The organism is Streptomyces sp. NPDC102270 (genome assembly GCF_044766405.1).
Taxonomy (GTDB): domain Bacteria; phylum Actinomycetota; class Actinomycetes; order Streptomycetales; family Streptomycetaceae; genus Streptomyces.
Genome location: NZ_JBIWLX010000038.1, coordinates 23,934 through 40,507 on the forward strand (window position 1 = coordinate 23,934; position 16,574 = coordinate 40,507).

At 69.6% G+C, this 16,574-nt stretch carries 10 protein-coding genes and 2 pseudogenes; 6 read left to right on the forward strand and 6 right to left on the reverse strand.

Features of this window, described 5'->3' with window-relative positions; translation table 11 throughout:
- Positions 1-38 precede the first annotated feature (38 nt).
- Positions 39-842 (reverse strand): alpha/beta fold hydrolase, encoded by an 804-nt coding sequence (locus ACIRP7_RS43515; protein ID WP_403671937.1) that lies wholly within the window; start codon positions 840-842, stop codon positions 39-41.
- A gap of 525 nt (positions 843-1,367) precedes the next feature.
- Between ACIRP7_RS43515 and ACIRP7_RS43520 the strand changes: the two are divergent.
- Positions 1,368-2,038: pseudogene (locus ACIRP7_RS43520) on the forward strand (ABC transporter ATP-binding protein).
- Between the two features lie 492 nt (positions 2,039-2,530).
- On the opposite strand, the gene ACIRP7_RS43525 reads toward ACIRP7_RS43520, so the two are convergent.
- The 3 genes from ACIRP7_RS43525 to ACIRP7_RS43535 all read right to left on the reverse strand — a co-directional run bounded on the left by ACIRP7_RS43525 (position 2,531) and on the right by ACIRP7_RS43535 (position 5,122).
- On the reverse strand, positions 2,531-2,830 hold the full coding sequence (locus tag ACIRP7_RS43525; protein WP_403671940.1) for a hypothetical protein: 300 nt from the start codon (positions 2,828-2,830) through the stop codon (positions 2,531-2,533).
- 204 nt (positions 2,831-3,034) lie between these two features.
- Positions 3,035-3,307 (reverse strand): acyl carrier protein, encoded by a 273-nt coding sequence (locus ACIRP7_RS43530; protein ID WP_403671943.1) that lies wholly within the window; start codon positions 3,305-3,307, stop codon positions 3,035-3,037.
- 33 nt (positions 3,308-3,340) lie between these two features.
- Entirely contained in the window at positions 3,341-5,122 is a 1,782-nt protein-coding gene (locus tag ACIRP7_RS43535; protein WP_403671946.1) for a fatty acyl-AMP ligase, read from the reverse strand.
- A 1,558-nt stretch (positions 5,123-6,680) separates the two neighbouring features.
- Between ACIRP7_RS43535 and ACIRP7_RS43540 the strand changes: the two genes are divergently transcribed.
- Positions 6,681-7,619 (forward strand): TauD/TfdA family dioxygenase, encoded by a 939-nt coding sequence (locus ACIRP7_RS43540; protein WP_403671949.1) that lies wholly within the window; start codon positions 6,681-6,683, stop codon positions 7,617-7,619.
- An 84-nt stretch (positions 7,620-7,703) separates the two neighbouring features.
- Here ACIRP7_RS43540 and ACIRP7_RS43545 read toward each other — a convergent pair.
- Positions 7,704-8,312: pseudogene (locus ACIRP7_RS43545) on the reverse strand (hypothetical protein); the annotation flags it as partial.
- Here ACIRP7_RS43545 and ACIRP7_RS43550 point away from each other — a divergent pair.
- The 4 genes from ACIRP7_RS43550 (at position 8,241) to ACIRP7_RS43565 (ending at position 12,486) form a co-directional block, all read left to right on the forward strand.
- Positions 8,241-8,522: an IS3 family transposase gene (locus tag ACIRP7_RS43550; RefSeq protein WP_403671967.1), complete on the forward strand. Its 282-nt coding sequence runs from the start codon at positions 8,241-8,243 to the stop codon at positions 8,520-8,522. The pseudogene ACIRP7_RS43545 and the gene ACIRP7_RS43550 sit on opposite strands and share 72 nt — an antisense overlap.
- Positions 8,523-8,793: 271 nt before the next feature.
- Positions 8,794-9,798, forward strand: coding sequence for a TauD/TfdA family dioxygenase (locus tag ACIRP7_RS43555; protein ID WP_403671952.1), 1,005 nt, complete (start codon positions 8,794-8,796; stop codon positions 9,796-9,798).
- A gap of 78 nt (positions 9,799-9,876) precedes the next feature.
- The gene (locus ACIRP7_RS43560) at positions 9,877-11,688 is read left to right on the forward strand and encodes an amino acid adenylation domain-containing protein (protein WP_403671955.1); all 1,812 of its coding nucleotides are present in this window, start codon (positions 9,877-9,879) and stop codon (positions 11,686-11,688) included.
- Positions 11,689-11,715: 27 nt separating this feature from the next.
- Positions 11,716-12,486: a thioesterase II family protein gene (locus tag ACIRP7_RS43565; RefSeq protein ID WP_403671958.1), complete on the forward strand. Its 771-nt coding sequence runs from the start codon at positions 11,716-11,718 to the stop codon at positions 12,484-12,486.
- A 442-nt stretch (positions 12,487-12,928) separates the two neighbouring features.
- Here the strand turns inward: ACIRP7_RS43565 and ACIRP7_RS43570 are convergent, their stop codons facing one another.
- Positions 12,929-16,573, reverse strand: a complete 3,645-nt coding sequence (locus ACIRP7_RS43570; RefSeq protein ID WP_403671961.1) for an amino acid adenylation domain-containing protein — start codon at positions 16,571-16,573, stop codon at positions 12,929-12,931.
- Position 16,574 lies beyond the last annotated feature (1 nt).

Here is a 16,574-nt window from a genome sequence, read left to right on the forward strand (position 1 = left end):
GCTTCTCATGCAGCCGCGCATGGCGCGCCGCCGCGTGCTCAGTACTTGTCGAAGAACTCGATGACGGCCGCGTTGACCTCGTACGGGCGTTCCAAGTAGCCCAGGTGGCCGCAGTCCGGTATCTCCACGAAGTCGCAGCCAGGGATGGCGTCGGCCACCTCGGCGACCAGGTGGGGCGGGCTGATCAGGTCGTCCGCGAACGCGATGGCCCGGCACGGCACGGTGATGTCGCCCAGCGCCTCCCGGCGGTCGTCGAGCCGCTCGACGACCGCTGCCTGCCCCGTGGCGGTGTTCCCGCCTCCGGCCAGCTCGAAGAGTTCCAGCATCGGGCCGACGGCGGCGTCGTCGTTGAGCGTCGCCGGCGAGAACATCTCGGCGACGGTCTTGACCGCCTCGTAGTCGGCGGGCAACCGCACCCCACTCTCCCGCAGCGCCTTGTCCGCGGCGAGCTGGGCCCGCCGGAAGGTGTCCGACCGGGCTCTGCCGGCGATCAGCACCGCCGAACGGACCAGTTCGGGCGCGGCGAGCGCCAGCTCCTGGGCGACCATGGAGCCCAGCGATGTTCCCACAAGGTGGCAGGGTCCCAGCTCGAGCCGCTCGATGAGGCCCTTGGTGTCGGCCACCAGGTCGGCGAGCGCGTAGTCGCCCCCAGGCGCGTCGGACGGGGGAACGCCCCGGTTGTCGAAGGCGACCGTCTCGTACCCGGCACGATTCAGGGCCGGTGTCTGGTGCAGGGTCCACACCCGGCCCGAGGCCGAGGACCCCATGATCAGCAGGACGGGCACACCGCTCCCCGACCGCTGGTAGGAGAGCCGGATGCCGTTGGTGCTCACGAATGGCATGACGAGCTCCTTCTCGTAGGGGGTGACACACACGCCCCGCGCGGCGCGGGAGCGGTCCCGGGTGGCCGCTTCGCCGGCGATCTCGTTCCAGCTCTGCTTCCAGGACAGGCTGTTATGCGCGGCTCACCCCTGCTGCGCCGCGGCTCACGATGGCATCGCAGCGCTGCGGCGATCAAGGGTCGCCGACCGCGGACACCCGCACCGCGGGTGTTCAACCGCCGCGGCGACGCAGTTGAGCACACACCGGGCGACACCCCTCCGTCCATCGGATGACGCCGGCGTTCCGTCCCCGGGATGCCGCTTCGGCAGCGGCCCTCCGGCCGCTCTGCTTTGAGAGGGCCGGTTCGCCTCCCCGGGGTGGCGTGCGAGCCACGTACAAGCCAGGAGCGACCAGTGACGACAGCATCCACGGCCGCACAAGCGGCCGCCGCACCGGGCGGGGCCACGACAGCGGCCTCCGCGCGGGGCGTCACGAAGACCTACGGTGCCGGAGAGACCCGCGTCACGGCCCTCGACGCGGTCGACGTGGACATCCCCCTCGGGAGGCTCACCGCGATCATGGGTCCCTCCGGTTCGATGCAAGTCGACCCTGATGCAGCGCCTGTCCGGATGCAGTGCCTGGCCGGCCTCGACACGGTCACCGAGGGCCGGATCTGGATCGGCTCCACCGAGGCGACCGGACTCAAGGACAGGGAGCTGACCCGGCTCCGCCGGGGCAAGATCGACTTCCTCTTCCAGGCCTTCAACCTGCTTCCCACGCCGAACGCGCTGGAGAACATCACCTTGCCGATCGCATCGCCGGGCGTCGGCCGGACCAGGCGTGGCTGGACCATCTCGTGGCCACGGTCGGCCTGGCGGAGCGGCTCGGCCCTCCCCGCTTTCCGGGCTTTCCGGAGGCCGGCAGCGGCGGGTCGCCGTGGCCCGGGCACTCACCCCGTCCCGAGATCATCTTCGCCGACGAACCGACCGGAAACCTCAACTCCTGGGCCGGCGCAAAGGTCCTGACTTCCTACGCCGCTCGGTCGACGAACTGCGGCAGACCGTTCGTGATGGTCACCCACGACACGGTGGCGGCGAGTTACTCGGACCGCGTGCTGTATCTGGCCGATGGCCGCATCGTGGACGAGATGACCAACCCGACGGCTGATTCCGTGCTGGAACGTATGCGGCGCTTCGACGCCAAGCGCACGAGCTGACCGCGGGTTCGCGCGCCGGTGCCCCGCCACCGGTGCGCGGACCCGCCGGGCGGACGTCGCAACGGCGTCGCGGCCCGAGCCCCTCTCAGCCGACGGCCGAGGCCGCCACTTCTCCATTCCCCCGTCGAGGTGGCCGGCCTCGGCCGTCCTGCACGTGATCACCGGGACGCCGGGACGTCACGGTGCGTGCGTCACTGGGACACGGAGACCAGGCCCGCCTCGTAGGCGATACGTCCGCTGGACCCTGACCGCCGTGAGCAACGGGAAGATCCACCTCAGCGAACCCAAGACCGAAGCCAGCCGCGCCTGGATCAGCCTCTCCCCAAGAGCCATGGCCCACCGCCAAGCCGCCCTCCAGATGGCCGCCCACCCCGACAGCCGCCTCGAAGGCCTCGTCTTCGCCCGCCCGTGCGGCGAGCCCCTGCGCCCGCAGCGGGTCCTCGACCAACTCCGCAAACGCACCGCCGAACTCGACCTACCGAAGATCGGCCTTCACGACCTACGCCATACTGCGGCCAGCATCATGATCGCCGTCGGCATCCCCCCGCTGTCGTCTCCAAGACGCCGCGAGCCAGGCCCGCAGCGGCACTCCGCGGCCAGGTCGAATGTGTACGCGGTTGCCCGAGCCACCGCGCCGGCCAGGTCCGCAGCGTCGACCGTCCCTCCCGGAAGCTTCGCCGGGACCTCTGCGGCGGCAAGGTCGAGCGCTGCCGGTTCACCCGGTTCGCCTGACTGTTCCGGGTCGACGACCTCGACCACCGACAGCTTCCACAACAGGGCGTCGAGCTCCACGATCTGTTGAGGGGCGGCCGTCGAGCAGTGGGAACGTGGCGCGCAGCACCTCGTGGCGCCCGATCACGTCCCGCAGGGACGCGCTGAGCGCCCGATGGTCCAGCTTGCCGGTCAGGCGCAGCACCATGCGGTTGTTGTAGGTCGCGTTCGGCCCTTGGAACTGCGCAAGGAAAGAGCCGACTCTTTGCGAGAACGACAGTGATATCACCGGGACTCCTCCTGCTTCCGCATCGGTCGCAGCGCGGGCCTGGCCTTCTTCGGGCCGACGGTCTGATCGGCAAGCCAGGCGGCGAGCCCGGCCGGGGTCGGCATCTCGAACAGGGGCGGCATCGGCAGGTTCACTCCGACGTCGCCGCGCAGTCGGCCCACCAGTCGCGTGACCAGCAGCGAGTGACCGCCGAGAATGGTATCTTCCGCAGCACCCGATCCGCGCCCGTGAGCCCGTACTCGTCCTGCAGCCACAGCCAACCGGTTCACGATCCCCGTGTGCGGTGCCGGTGCGGGCGGGCGTCACAGGGCTTCGGCTCCTGCCGTCAGCTGCCGTACCGCTGATTCGAGTTCGGTGTGCAGAGCAGTGATCGCGCCGGCCAGGAAGCGGTCGCGCATTGCGGCGCGCTGGATCTTGCCGCTGGTGGTGCGGTCGACGCTGCCGCGCCGCACGAGCAGGACGTTGCGGACCGGCGCACCGGTGGCGGCGGTGAGGCGGCGGATGACGGCTGCCGCGGCGGCGCGCAGTTCCTCGGCCGATACGGTCGGGCTGACCTCGTGCACCAGCACGATCCGCTCGTCGGGTGCCTGGACGCCGAAGGCGGCGCCGACGAACCTCTCCAGCGCGGGGTGGGCGGCGCGCGCCTCGTGTTCGAGGTCGTGCGGGTAGAAGTTGCGGCCGTGGACGATCATCACCTCCTTGAGCCGACCAGTGATGAACAGCTCGCCGTCCACCAGGGCGCCCAGGTCGCCGGTGCGCAGCCAGCCGGGTTCGGCGTCGTCAGCACCGGCGGGGCGGGCGTGGAAGGCACGGGCGGTGAGGTCGGGTTTGCCCCAGTAGCCGCGGCCGACGCTGTCGCCGCGCAGCCAGATCTCGCCGACCTCGCCGGCGGACAGGGGGCGCAGGGTGGCGGGGTCGACGATGAGGGCGTCGAAGGCCTCGGGGCGTCCGAGGCCGGTGATCTCCTTGCCGCGGCCGTCACGGGCGGGAACCAGCGCGGGGTGGTGCGCGTCAGCGAGGCGCTGGGCGTCGACGACCAGGACGGTCGGCGGGAGCGGGATGGGGGTGCCGCTGGCGTAGACGGTGACCTCGGCCATGCCGTAGCCGGCCACGACGGCTTCGGGGCGCAGGCCGATCTGCGCGAATCGCTTGGTGAATGCGGCGATGGTGGGCGCGTGGATCGGCTCGGAACCGTTGCTCAGGAAGCGCAGCGGTGACAGGTCGAGCCCTTCGAGGTGTTCGTCCTTGATGAGGCGCAGCGCGATGCCGTACGCGAAGTTGGGGGCGGAGCTGGCGGTGGTCCGGAGTTCGCTCATCATCCGGAACCACTCGACGGGCCGGCGGGCGAACACCGTCGGCGGCATCAGGACCGATGTTGCGCCGAAGAAGAGTGCGCCGCTGAGCTGACAGAAGAGACCGAAGTCATGGTGCAACGGCATCCAGCTGCCGAACGAGTCGTCACCGTTCAGGCCCATGACGGAGTGCAGGGCCGCGAGGTTCGCCTGGACGTTCCCGTGAGCGAGCATCACGCCCTTCGGGGTGCCGGTGGAGCCGGAGCTGTACTGGAGGACGGCGAGCGAGTCATGGTCGGCGTGGCGGCCGCGGAGCGCCGCTGGGGCTGCCTCACCGGCCGGCACAGGGGAGGCGGCCCGGACGGGGACGCGACCCAGGCCCTGCGCGTGGAAGCGCTCGGCGAGCGTGTCGACGTCCCCGGCGTCGGCGAACACCAATCCTGGGGTGCAGTCCGCGGCGATCGCGGCGACGCGCTGGGCGGCGCTGCTGGAGCGGGTCGCCGGCGGGGCGGGCACGGCGGTTACACCGGCCAGCAGGCAGGCGAGGTAGAGCTCGACGAACTCGGTGCCGGTGGGCAGCGCGATGAGGACGCGCTCGCCGGGAACCAGGTGCTGCGTCAGGTCGGCGGCGCGCAGGCCGGCCCGGCGGGCGAGTTCGGCGTAGCTGAGGCTTTCGTGCGCGGCCTCGGCGGAGTCGCGGTAGATGGTGATCGCGGTCTTGTCAGGGTGTTGGGCGACGCGCGCGGCAAACGCGTCGCCGAGGTTCCGGTAGCCGGTCAGCTCGAAGGCCATTGCTTCCCCTTGGGCTTGGCGCTGCGTCGATCTGGGCGGCGCGCGGACATGCACGGCGGCGCGCGCCGCGCGGCTGAGTGATGTCGTTCTCGACTGTCGCGATCAGGCAGTTCGGCCGCAGCTCTGCCCGCGGTAACTCGATTCGGGTCCAGGCGTCCTGACGTCCTGACATCCGGCCTCGCCGAACTCCGTCGGTTCCTGGCGGCGCAGACCACTATGCCCCAACCACTGGTGATGGTGCGGGCGTTCAACTCGGTGCAAATGATCAGCACGGGTGTTCAACCATCGCCGTGCCCAGTTGGACGAGAACCGTCGGAGGTGGATGCCGCGCCCCCGGCACGGGGGATTCCGGGAGCGCGGCGGTCTCACCCTGGGCGACGGGGTGGAGCCCATGCGTCGCCCCACCGGACGACTGCAGGGGCCGTGGCCTCCATCGCAGGGATGCGGTCGGACAGCCAAGGGCGGCCGGGCCCGCGCGCGAAGCGGGTGCCGGGGCAGCGGGTGGCGCGGGAAGCGGTCTGCAGCCCGGTTGGCTGATCACCGGAGCCTCGGGGCAATCCGCCGCAGCGGCCGGGGCGTTCGGGGACCGACCACGGCTCGTGCCGCATCCCTGACGCTCGATCCGCAGCAGCAGCGGCAGGTTGTCGGAGGTCATGCCGGGGACGGCGAGTTCGCACGGTTCGGTGCGTCCGACGACGGGCAGGCCGATGACGATGTCGTGCTGTCCGGTGAGGCAGTCCCGGTAGATGGCGGCGGCGCAGGCCACCAGGCCGGAAAGGCTGGTGCAGGCGGCGCGCGGCGGTTCTGAGTTCGGCGAGTCGTCCCAGCCAACGAAACAACTCCAGTTGCCCTGAGCACCGTTCAACCCCGACACCGTTGAACACACTTGCCGGGGACTGCGGGTAACCCGCGGCCAGGCCCGTCTTCGTCGATATCCACCGGGTCCACTCTGACTGCTCCTCGGGCCGCGAAGTACGAGTCGTCCACCTGGAAGGCGGCGTCGACGAGGTACGGCGGGTCGCAGCCGGTAGGTCGGCTCAGGGCCAGGGCGCTGGCCAACTGACCGTCCTGTCAGGCCGGTTCGTCGGTCAATCGCGAGTTGTGGACGGCACTGCCGCACCCTGAAGGGTCGTGATCCGGCCGTTTCCGACACCGGCGTGCGACCGGGCCCGCCGGTGGCCCAGGCTGCCTCAGCAGACCGGCCCAACAGCAGGGGCGCCACTTCTTCATCGCCTCGATCAGGCTCCTGGTCGGGACTCCACCGACAAGCCGTGTCAGGCCACCCGCACCAGCCTCCAGACACCCAAGAGCCCTAGTTCCGCCATGCGGCCTCGCGTCACTATGGTGCAGGCCACACGGCTGATCAGTCCTTGATGATCACACAGCCACCGTTCAACTGCGTTGGCGCGCCGGTTGAACGACGCCGAGCAACCGCCCGGGCTATCGGCACGGCCGACGCTCCTGGCAGGCGGCCGAACCGAACCGGTGCGTCCAACTGCGGCGCCCCCGTAGGTTCACCGACTCGACGCCCAACGCCCCAACCACCAAGGAGATCCCCATGAGCGTTCAGCAGGGCTGGGCACCGCAACGGTTCACGCCCGAGAATACCGGCGCCAGCGCGACCACCCGGGGACTGACGGAGTACCTCGACTCGGTCGCCGTCGGCGAACTGCTGGGCCGTCACCAGGCCCTGCTGTTCCGGGGTTTCGACGTCACTGAGGCGTCCTTGGCGGACGTGATGCCCGCCCTGCTGCCCGAGCGCCTCGCGTACGTGCACGGCAACACGCCCAGGACCAAGGTCTCCGACAACGTCTACACCTCGACGGAGTACCCGCCCGAGTACGCGATCTCCATGCACAGCGAGCTCTCCTACGCCCACGCCTGGCCCTCCCGGCTGCTCTTCTGCTGCGTACAGCCGGCTACCACGGGAGGTGCCACTCCGCTGCTGGACGGCGCCTCCTGGCTGGCGGCACTCGACGAACGGATCCGTGCGGACTTCAGCGGCGGTGTCTGCTATCGGCAGTACCTGCACGGTGGCAGGGGCTTCGGCAAGAGCTGGCAGGCGACGTTCGAGACGGCCGACCGAGCGGAGGTCGAGAAGCTGCTGGCCGAGGCGGGCGTGAGCTGGGAGTGGACCGCCGGCAATGCGCTGCGGACGCGTCAGGTCCGGCCCTCGACGCTCCGGCACCCGCTCACCGGTGAGGAGGTCTGGTTCAACCAGGCGGACCAATGGCACCCCGCGACGCTGGGCGAGGAGACCATGCGCGAGCTCGCGGCCATCGTCCCCGCGGACGAGCTGCCGCAGTCGGTGACCTTCGCCGATGGCTCCCCCATCCCCGACGAGTACGTGCTCGAGATGCGCGAGAAGGGACTGACGCTGGCCGTTGACGTCGACTGGCGGCAGGGCGACGTCCTGGTCATCGACAACGTCGCCGTCGCACACGGGCGCAGGGCGTTCGCCGGAAGCCGCCGGGTCCTGGTCGCCATGTCGGGCTGAGAGCACCGGGCAGCAGGCGGGAGCCCTGGTCCGCAGCTGGTGGACCAGGGCTCCCGGTTCGGGTCGGTGGCGACCGAGGCGTCACTCAGGCGGCGGGACGATCTTCGCCGCATGGGCGGCAATGGCGAGCTGCACCCGGTCGCGTGCATTGAGCTTGGCGAGCAGGCGCGCCACATGGCTCTTGGTGGTGGCCATGCTGATGTACAGGTGGGCGGAGATCTCACTGTTGGACATGCCGCGCCCATCAGGGTCAGGACTTCGAGCTCTGAGGGGCCACGCAGTTTCCGGACAGGCACCCAATAGGGTTGTCCTGAACAAGGAAACGAGGCAGGATTGGCGCCACCCAGAAGACGGTCTCCGAAATCGCCTGGGAGCTCGAGCACGACGTAACCGTGAGCTGGAGATGGAGATCACCTTCCTGAAGTAAGCCGCAGCGTACTTCGCGAAGGATCCTCGGTGGCAAGCAAGTACGAGTTCATCGACAAGATGCGACTCGACACCGAGAAGTACGCATGCAGCGTCGAGCTCATGTGCGGCCGACTCGGCGTATCCAGATCCGGTTACCGTGACTGGCGATCCCGCCCGGAATCCGCGACAACTCAGCGGCGCGAAGAACTGAAATTGCTCATCGAGAAAGCCTTCGACACGTCCGACAGCGCCTACGGGCACCGGCGTATCCAGGCCCAACTGCACCGCTGGGGCGTCGCCGCAGGCGTTGAGTCGGTCGGCCGCCTCGTGCGAGAACTGGGCCTGGTGCCCTGCCTACCACGGCCGAAGACGTTGAACCTCACGCAGGCTGCGGTCGGCCAGGTGTCGGACCTCGTCGGCCGCGACTCCACCGCGGATGCGCCCGGCGAGCAGCTCGTCGGTGGCATTACCCATGTCGCGACCGAGGAAGGCTGACTGTGCCTGCAACGGTCATCGACTGTGGGTTGCCGCCCTCCCCGCGAAGTCCACGCCGAGTTCGAGAAGGTGCGAATCGCCAGCTGAAATAACGGTCAGAAGCCTGTCCGGAAACTTCGTGGCTCCTCACTCGCGGTCGGTGAGCTGCTCGATCCTGCGGCCTGCAGCAATGGCCTGCCGATCAGCCCGTTGAACGCCTTAACGTGGCGCAACCGACCCTCCTAATATTGGGACAATAACCGGTCCAAAGAACTGGAGAGGACCTGATCGAATGGCACATACGCTGAAATGGCAGGCCGTTGAGGGCAAGCCGGCCATAACGCAGGTCGCCGGTCTCACCGGGATGGCACAGGTCCGCGCGTGGCTCGAGGATGTCCGTCCGCAACTGACAGCGGCTCTGGGGGAATACGGCGCGATCTACCTGCGTGGTCTGCCCATGGCGACCATCGAGGACTTCGCGCAGATCCGAGACGTGCTCATCAGCGAGCGGACGCCGTACCGGGAGAAGACCACTCCCCGCAGCCGGCTCGGCGACGACGTCTTCTCTTCGACGGACCTCCCGGCCGCGCAGTCGATCCGGATGCACAACGAGAACAGCTACACGCTGACCTTCCCCGGCCGGTTGTTGTTCGGCTGCCTGATCGCACCACCGCAGGGCGGGGCGACACCCGTCGCGGACTGCCGGAAGGTCCTCGACGCGCTCCCCGATCAGGTGGTCGAGAAGATCCGGACCGCCGGGTGGCGACTCTCGCGCAGCTACTCCGAGCACATTTCCACCGACTGGCAGACCGCGTTCGCCACCGATGACGTGGACGAGGTCGCGCGCTACTGCGCGGACAACCTCATCGGCCACCAGTGGTACGACGACGGCACCCTGAAGACAAGCCAGATCCGTCCCGGCATCATCACCCACCCGTCGAGTGGCGAGGAGGTCTGGTTCAACCACCTGCTCTTCTGGAACGAGTGGGCGCTGGACGAGGACCTGCGGGAGGCGCTGGTCGATGAGTTCGGACGCGACGGTCTCCCGTTCAACACCGAGTTCGGTGACGGTGTCCCGCTGAGCAACGAGGACCTCCGGGCCATCCAGGCGGCCTATGACGCGACCACGGTGCGCGAGAGCTGGCAGCCGGGCGACGTGATGCTGGTCGACAACATCCTGACCGCACACGGCCGGGATCCGTTTCGCGGCGACCGGAAGATCGTGGTGGCCATGGGCGACCCGGTCGAGCTCTCTGAGTGCCGGCCGACCGTGGAGCCCGCGCCCGCGTTCGCCTGAACCTGACCGGCGCCGTCAGACCAGGTCGGTCCGATGGCCGCGCCATGTCTCATTCCTGTGCACAAGGAGCTCGTTCTCGTGACTGAACTCGCCCAGAAGCCGGTTGACCTGGTAGCACGCTTCCGCGCTACCGCGCAGCACGCCCCGGACCGGATCGCCGTACGGGGCACGGACGGTGAGCTCACCTTCGCCGAGCTCGACCGGCGAACCGCACAGCTCGCCGGTGCACTGGCCTCCCGTGGCATCGGCGTTGGCGACCTGGTCGGGGTCAGCCTGCCGCGCAGCACCCAACTGGTCGTATCGCTGCTCGCGCTGTGGCGGGCGGGTGCGGCCTACCTCCCGCTGGACCCCCGCTACCCGGTCGAGCGCCTGGAGTTCATGGCCAAGGACGCGGGCATCCGGGTGCTGGTGGGGGTGCCGAGCCACGTCCTTTGGGGATCCGGTCTCGACATCGTCGCCCCGGACTCCGTGGCCGGCGACCCCGAGGCCGCCGACACGAAACCGGTGGCCGCCCATCCGCTCGACCCGGCGTACGTGATCTACACCTCGGGCTCGACCGGTCGGCCCAAGGGAGTCCAGGTCGGACGGGGATCCGTCGCAGACCTGGTCACGGCCCTGGAGCGGGCCGGCGTCTACGCCGACGAGCCTCGGGTCGTCGGCTGGAACGCCAGTGTCTCCTTCGATTCCTCGGTGAAGCAGTGGGCGCGGATCTGCCGCGGCGACACCATCGCCATCCTCGACGAGGATCAGCGCACCGATCCCGTCCAGCTCCGGACCCTGCTCGACGCGTACGGCATCCAGGACCTCGACCTCACTCCCTCCCACTGGGAGCTGGTGCGGACCTGCCTGCTGGACAGCGCTGCCGACGGCCCGCTGCCGCGTCTGTTCATGGGCGGGGAGCCGGTGCCGGAGCGGACCTGGCAGGAGATATCCAAGGCGACCGCGAACGGGCTGCTCGAAGCGGTGAACCTCTACGGTCCGACCGAGTGCACCGTGGACGCCACCAGTGCCTGGATCACCGGTGGAGGAGCGCACATCGGCCACCCGCTGCCGGGCACCCGGGCGTACGTGGTCGGAGACGACCTCCGGCAGGTGACCGCTCCCGGTGAGACGGGCGAGCTGTACTTGGCAGGCGAGGGCCTGGCCCTGGGCTACCTCAACCGGCCGGCCCTCACCGCCGAGCGCTTCGTCGCCGACCCGTTCGCGGCGAACGGCAACGGGCCTTTCCTGCCCGGTGGCGGGCAAGGTGGGAGGATGTACCGCACCGGAGACCAGGTCCGCCTGCGAGCCGACGGTTCGCTGGACTTCATCGGCCGGGTCGACCGCCAGGTCAAGATCCGCGGCTACCGGATCGAACTCAGCGAGGTCGAGGCCGCGGTCTCCTCGCACCCCCGGGTGACCACCGCCGTGCTCACCGGCTACCGGGACCCCGCGCTCGGTGACCAGTTGGTGGCCTACTACGTCGCCGACGAGTCGCCGACCGGCGGGGAGTTGCGGGACCACTGCGCGGCAGTGCTCCCCGAGTTCATGGTCCCTTCGGTCTTCGTGGCGGTCGACGCCATTCCGCTGACCGTCAATGGCAAGGTCGACTGGGAGGCACTGCCGGCGCCGCATGCGGCACCCGCCGAGCAGTTCGTCGAGCCCCAGGGAACGGTCGAGAAGCTGCTCGCCGAGGTCTGGTCGGAGGTCCTGGGCCGGGACCGGATCAGCGCCGACGACAACTTCTTCGCACTGGGCGGCCACTCACTCGTCGCGCTGCGCGTCATCAGCCGGCTCAAGCGCGAGCTCGGCCTCGCCGTGCGGACCAAAGAGGTGTACCAGCACCCGCAGTTGCGCGAACTGGCCGGGTACGTCGAGGCCAAGCTCGCCGCAGCACCTAAGACCTCCTGACCCATCACATCACAAGGATTCCCGCCCATGGCTACCGCCCAGGACCTCATCGTCGTCCGATCCCGCCGAACCGAGAACGCCGCCCGCACCCTGATCTGCCTCGGCTTCTGCGGCGGCGGCACCGGGCAGTACCACCAGTGGGGCGGCATGCTCCCGGCGGACGTCGACCTCGCCGCCGTCTGCTACCCGGGCCGCGAAGGCCGCTTCATGGAGGACTTCGCCCAGACCTGGGACGCCCTCGCCGACGACACGACCCAGGCCGTGCTCTCCGCCGCGGCCGAGGGCCCCTATGTGCTCTTCGGTCACAGCATGGGCAGCTGGATGGCCTTCGACGTCGCCGTGCGCATCGAGCGGCTCGGCGGCCCCGCGCCCGAGGCGCTCGTGGTGTCCTCCGCCAACGCGGCCCACCGCGGGCTGACCGCCCAGGACGGGTCTCCGACTCAGCAGGACAGCGACGAGCAGCTGCTCGGCTGGATGACCATGCACGGGATGTTGCCCGAGCACGTCGCCAACGACCCGGACCTGAAGGAACTCGCGGTCGAGCTGATGCGGGCCGACATCCGGGTCCGGGACACCTTCCACTATGTTCCCGGCTCGAAGGTCAGTGTGCCGCTGCAGGTCCTGACCGGCGAGACGGACACGGTGATCGAGCCGAACGCCGGCGAGCACTGGCGGGACCTCGCGACCGGTGACTTCCGGCACGACGTCCTGCCCGGCGGCCACTTCTACACGCCGGAGGTCTGGAGTCGGATTCCGACCTACATCCCGGCCCTCTCCGGAGCCTTCGACTCCCGCTGACGCCCCCCGGAGGCTCTCGGACCAACAGCGCGGGTGCCGAGGCTGTATCACAGCTTCGGCACCCGCGCTTCGGCGTTCCCGCCCGCCGACCCCGAGCCCGCGCCGTCCGACGACCCGGCCGCGACCTGGGCTCTGACTCGGGCGTGACCGGGCTGGCCCGGACCAGAGCCCAAGCCCAAGCCCACCGCGGAGGCATTGCCGCACCAGCGCCCCACGCTGAGTAGCCCAGGGGAATATCATCCCCGGCCCTCGCAGAGTGGAGTAGGCCGCCGACGAGGTGCCCGTGGTGCGGGCCCTTTTCCGACGGCCCCTTCCCGAACGGGACGGGCCGGCTTCCCGGCATCCCGCTCAAAGGGGAAACGGGAGGGCCGCCACCCGCGGTGCGGATGACGGCCCTCCCCTTCGCTTGCGGCGTGCCTACCGCTGCGCCCCCAGGAGACCGCTACGACCGGCCCGAGCCCAGCCACCCCTCGACGGCGGCCCACACCTGGCCCAGCGTGTGCGGCCGCATCATGTCGGCGTGCGCGAAGGGAAGGCGCACCCCGGTGATCTCCCCGGAGATGTACGGCTCCCACCGCTGCGCCCACGGCACATCGGTCGCCTTGCCCTCCGCTGCGACCACCACCAGGGCGTCCCCGCCGAACCGACCGGTCCGGTGCTCCACCCGCAGCTGGCTGTTGTTCTCGTAGACGCGCAGGACGCGGCTCAGCTCCTCGTCCGAGATCCCGCCCAGGACAGCGCCCATATCCGCCCGGAGCTCCCGGAGTCTCTGGGCGCGCACGTCGTTCTCGCCGGACGCCGACGAGCTCGCCGGGTCGTCGGACCGGTCCGCCTCCCCAGCGTTGCGGGATGCCTCGCCGACCGCGGCGGGATCCGCGTCCTGCTCCGCCGGGAAGGTGTCCAGAATGACCAGCGCGGCCACCTGCTCACCCGCAGCCTGGAGTTGCACCGCTATCTCATGCGCCACCGTCCCCCCGAAGGAGTAACCCACCAGATGGTAGGGGCCGCTCGGCTGCACGGAACGAATCTGCTCAATGTACGCCGCAGCCATCTCCACAGCGGAGGGCGCGAGTTCACTCGTGCCGTCGAGCCCGTCGGCTTGCAACCCGTAGAGCGGATACTCCTGCGGGATGTACCGGGCCAGCGGCAGGTAGCACCAGCTCGACCCGCTTCCGGGATGCACGAAGAAGAACGGCGACTTGCTGCCGCTCGACCGAATGGAAAGCATGCCGCCGAGCGCGTCCTTGACCGACGACAAGGACAGCCTGCTGAGCAGTCCCGCCACAGTCGGGTTGGTGATCAGGCCGCGCACCGTCACCGACAAACCACGCGACCGCAGCTCCTCCGCCAGCGACACCGCCAGCAGCGAGTGCCCGCCCAAGGCGAAGAAATCGTCGTCGAGCCCGACGCTCTCCAATCCCAGCACCTTCGCGAACGCGTCGCACACGGTCTGTTCGAGGGCACTGAGCGAGCCGGCGCCGTCGGGAGCCTTCGCACTCACGGCATACTGCGGGGCGGGCAGGGCCTTGCGGTCCACCTTGCCATTGACGGTCAGCGGCAGCGCGTCCATGACCACGACCGCGGCCGGGACCATGTACTGCGGCAACCACTCGGCCGCGAAAGCAGCCACCCCGGCCGCCAGTTCCTCGCCCGTACCATCAACGGCCGGCACCACGTAGGCCACCAGACGCTTGTCACCCGGCACGTCCTCACGCACCACCACCACCGCCTGAGCGACCTGCGGATGCCCGACCACCACCGACTCGACCTCACCCGGCTCGATCCGGAAACCCCGGATCTTCACCTGCTCGTCCGCACGACCCAGATACTCCAGCTCGCCATCGGCGTTCCAGCGGACCCGGTCTCCGGTGCGGTACAGCCGGCCACCCGCCGGCCCGTACGGATCGGCGACGAACCGCTCAGCCGTCAAACCGGCACGACCCAGGTAGCCGCGGGCCAACTGCGCACCCGCGATGTACAACTCACCCGCCACACCCACCGGAACCGGCTGCAGGAACCCATCCAGCACATACAGACGCGTGTTGGCGATCGGACGACCGATCGGCACCGTATCGGCAATGTCCTGGCCCGCGGTGAGCTCGAAGACGCAGCAACCCACCACCGCCTCGGTCGGCCCGTACTCGTTCACCACCACCGAACCCGGAACCCGCGCCAACCACGCCCGTACGTCAGCACCGTGCAGCGCCTCACCACCCACCACCAGACGACGCGTCGAACCCGCAGCGTGCTCGTCCGACACCAGCTCGGCCAAGAGCGGCAGATGACCCGGCACCGCCTTCACCAATCCGAACCCACCCCGGCCATTGAGCAGTTCGGCCAGACCCTCCGCACCACCAGCCTCACTCGCCACCACCGCCGAACCCGACACCAACGGCACCACCACACTCGTCACCGTCAAATCGAACGACAACGACGAATGCAACGGCGCACCACCACCCCCCTCCATCCCATACGCCCCAGCCGCCCACCGCACATAGTTCGCCAACCCACCATGCGTGACCGCCACACCCTTCGGCCGCCCCGTCGACCCCGACGTATAGATCACATACGCCAACTGCGCAGGCAACACCTCGACCTCAGGAGCCGTCACGGGCTGCCCCGCCAAGGCCCCCACCACCAGCGGCTCATCCACCGCGATCGTGCGAACCCGCCCCACCGGCAGCTCGTCCAGCACCTCCTTCACACCCACCAGCACCGACGCACCACTGTCCCGCAACATGAATGCCAACCGCTCCGCCGGATACTCAGGATCCAACGGCACATACGCCGCCCCCGCCTTCCACACCCCCAACACCGCGACGACCATGTCCACACCACGCGGCAGACACAACCCCACCAACGACTCCGCACCCACACCCTGCAACCGCAGAAAATGCGCCAACCCGTTCGCCCGCGCATCCAACTCCGCATACGACAGCTCGACACCCTCAGACACCACTGCCACCGCATCCGGCATCCGCGCCACCTGCCCCGCGAACAGCTCTGGCAACGTCGACGGCGCCACCTCGACCGCCGTCTCGTTCCACTCCTCCAGGAGCAGGCGACGCTCATCCGCGCCCATCACATCCACGGCGCTCAAACGCGTCCCCGGCTGCGCCGTCACCGTCTCCAGAACCTGGACCAACCAGCCCGCGATCCGCCGCACGGTCTCCGCATCGAACAAGTCCGCCGCCGCCAGGAGCACACCCCGCAAGCCGGCCGGCGCACCGTCAGCATCGAACGTCTCGCTCAGGTTCAGGTCCAGGTCGAACCTGCCGAGCACCAGACCGGGCGACACGCGTTCGGCGCGCAGACCGGGTAGCTCCAGCCGTGCCGAAGCCGTGTTCTGCAGGGCGAGCACGACCTGGAACAGCGGCTGGCGTGCCATCGACCGAGCCGGCGACAGCTCCTCCACCAGCTTCTCGAACGGCACATCCTGATGCTCGAACGCCCCAAGACTGGCCTCCCGGACCCGCTCCAGCACCTCGCCGAAGGTCGGATCACCGGACAGGTCGGTCCGCACCACCAAAGTGTTGACGAAGAACCCGGCCAGGTCGTTCAGCGCCTCGTCGGTGCGCCCGGCGACCGGCGACCCGATCGGGATGTCCACCCCCGCCCCCAGGCGGTTCAACGTCACCGCCAACGCCGCCTGCAGCACCATGAACAGGGTCGCTCCCCGCTCCAGGGCCAGCGCCGCCAGTCGCTGGTGCGTCTGCGCGGAGACGGCCAGCTCCACGCTCTCACCGCGGTACGAAGCCGTCGCCGGGCGTTGGCGGTCCACCGGCAGCTCCAACTCCTCCGGGACCCCGGCCAACGCCTCGCGCCAGTACGCCACCTGCCCGGACAGCACACTGCCCGGATCGTCCTCGCTCCCGAGCACCTCCCGCTGCCACAACGCATAGTCCGCGTACTGCACCGGCAGCGGCTCCCACTCCGGGACCCGACCCGCGGCCCGCGCCGCATACGCCACCGACGCATCCCGCGCCAACGGCGCCGTCGACCAGCCGTCCCCGGCGATGTGGTGCACCACCACCACCAGCACGTGCTCGGCCTCACCGAGCGCGAACAGCGTCGCCCGAATCGGGATC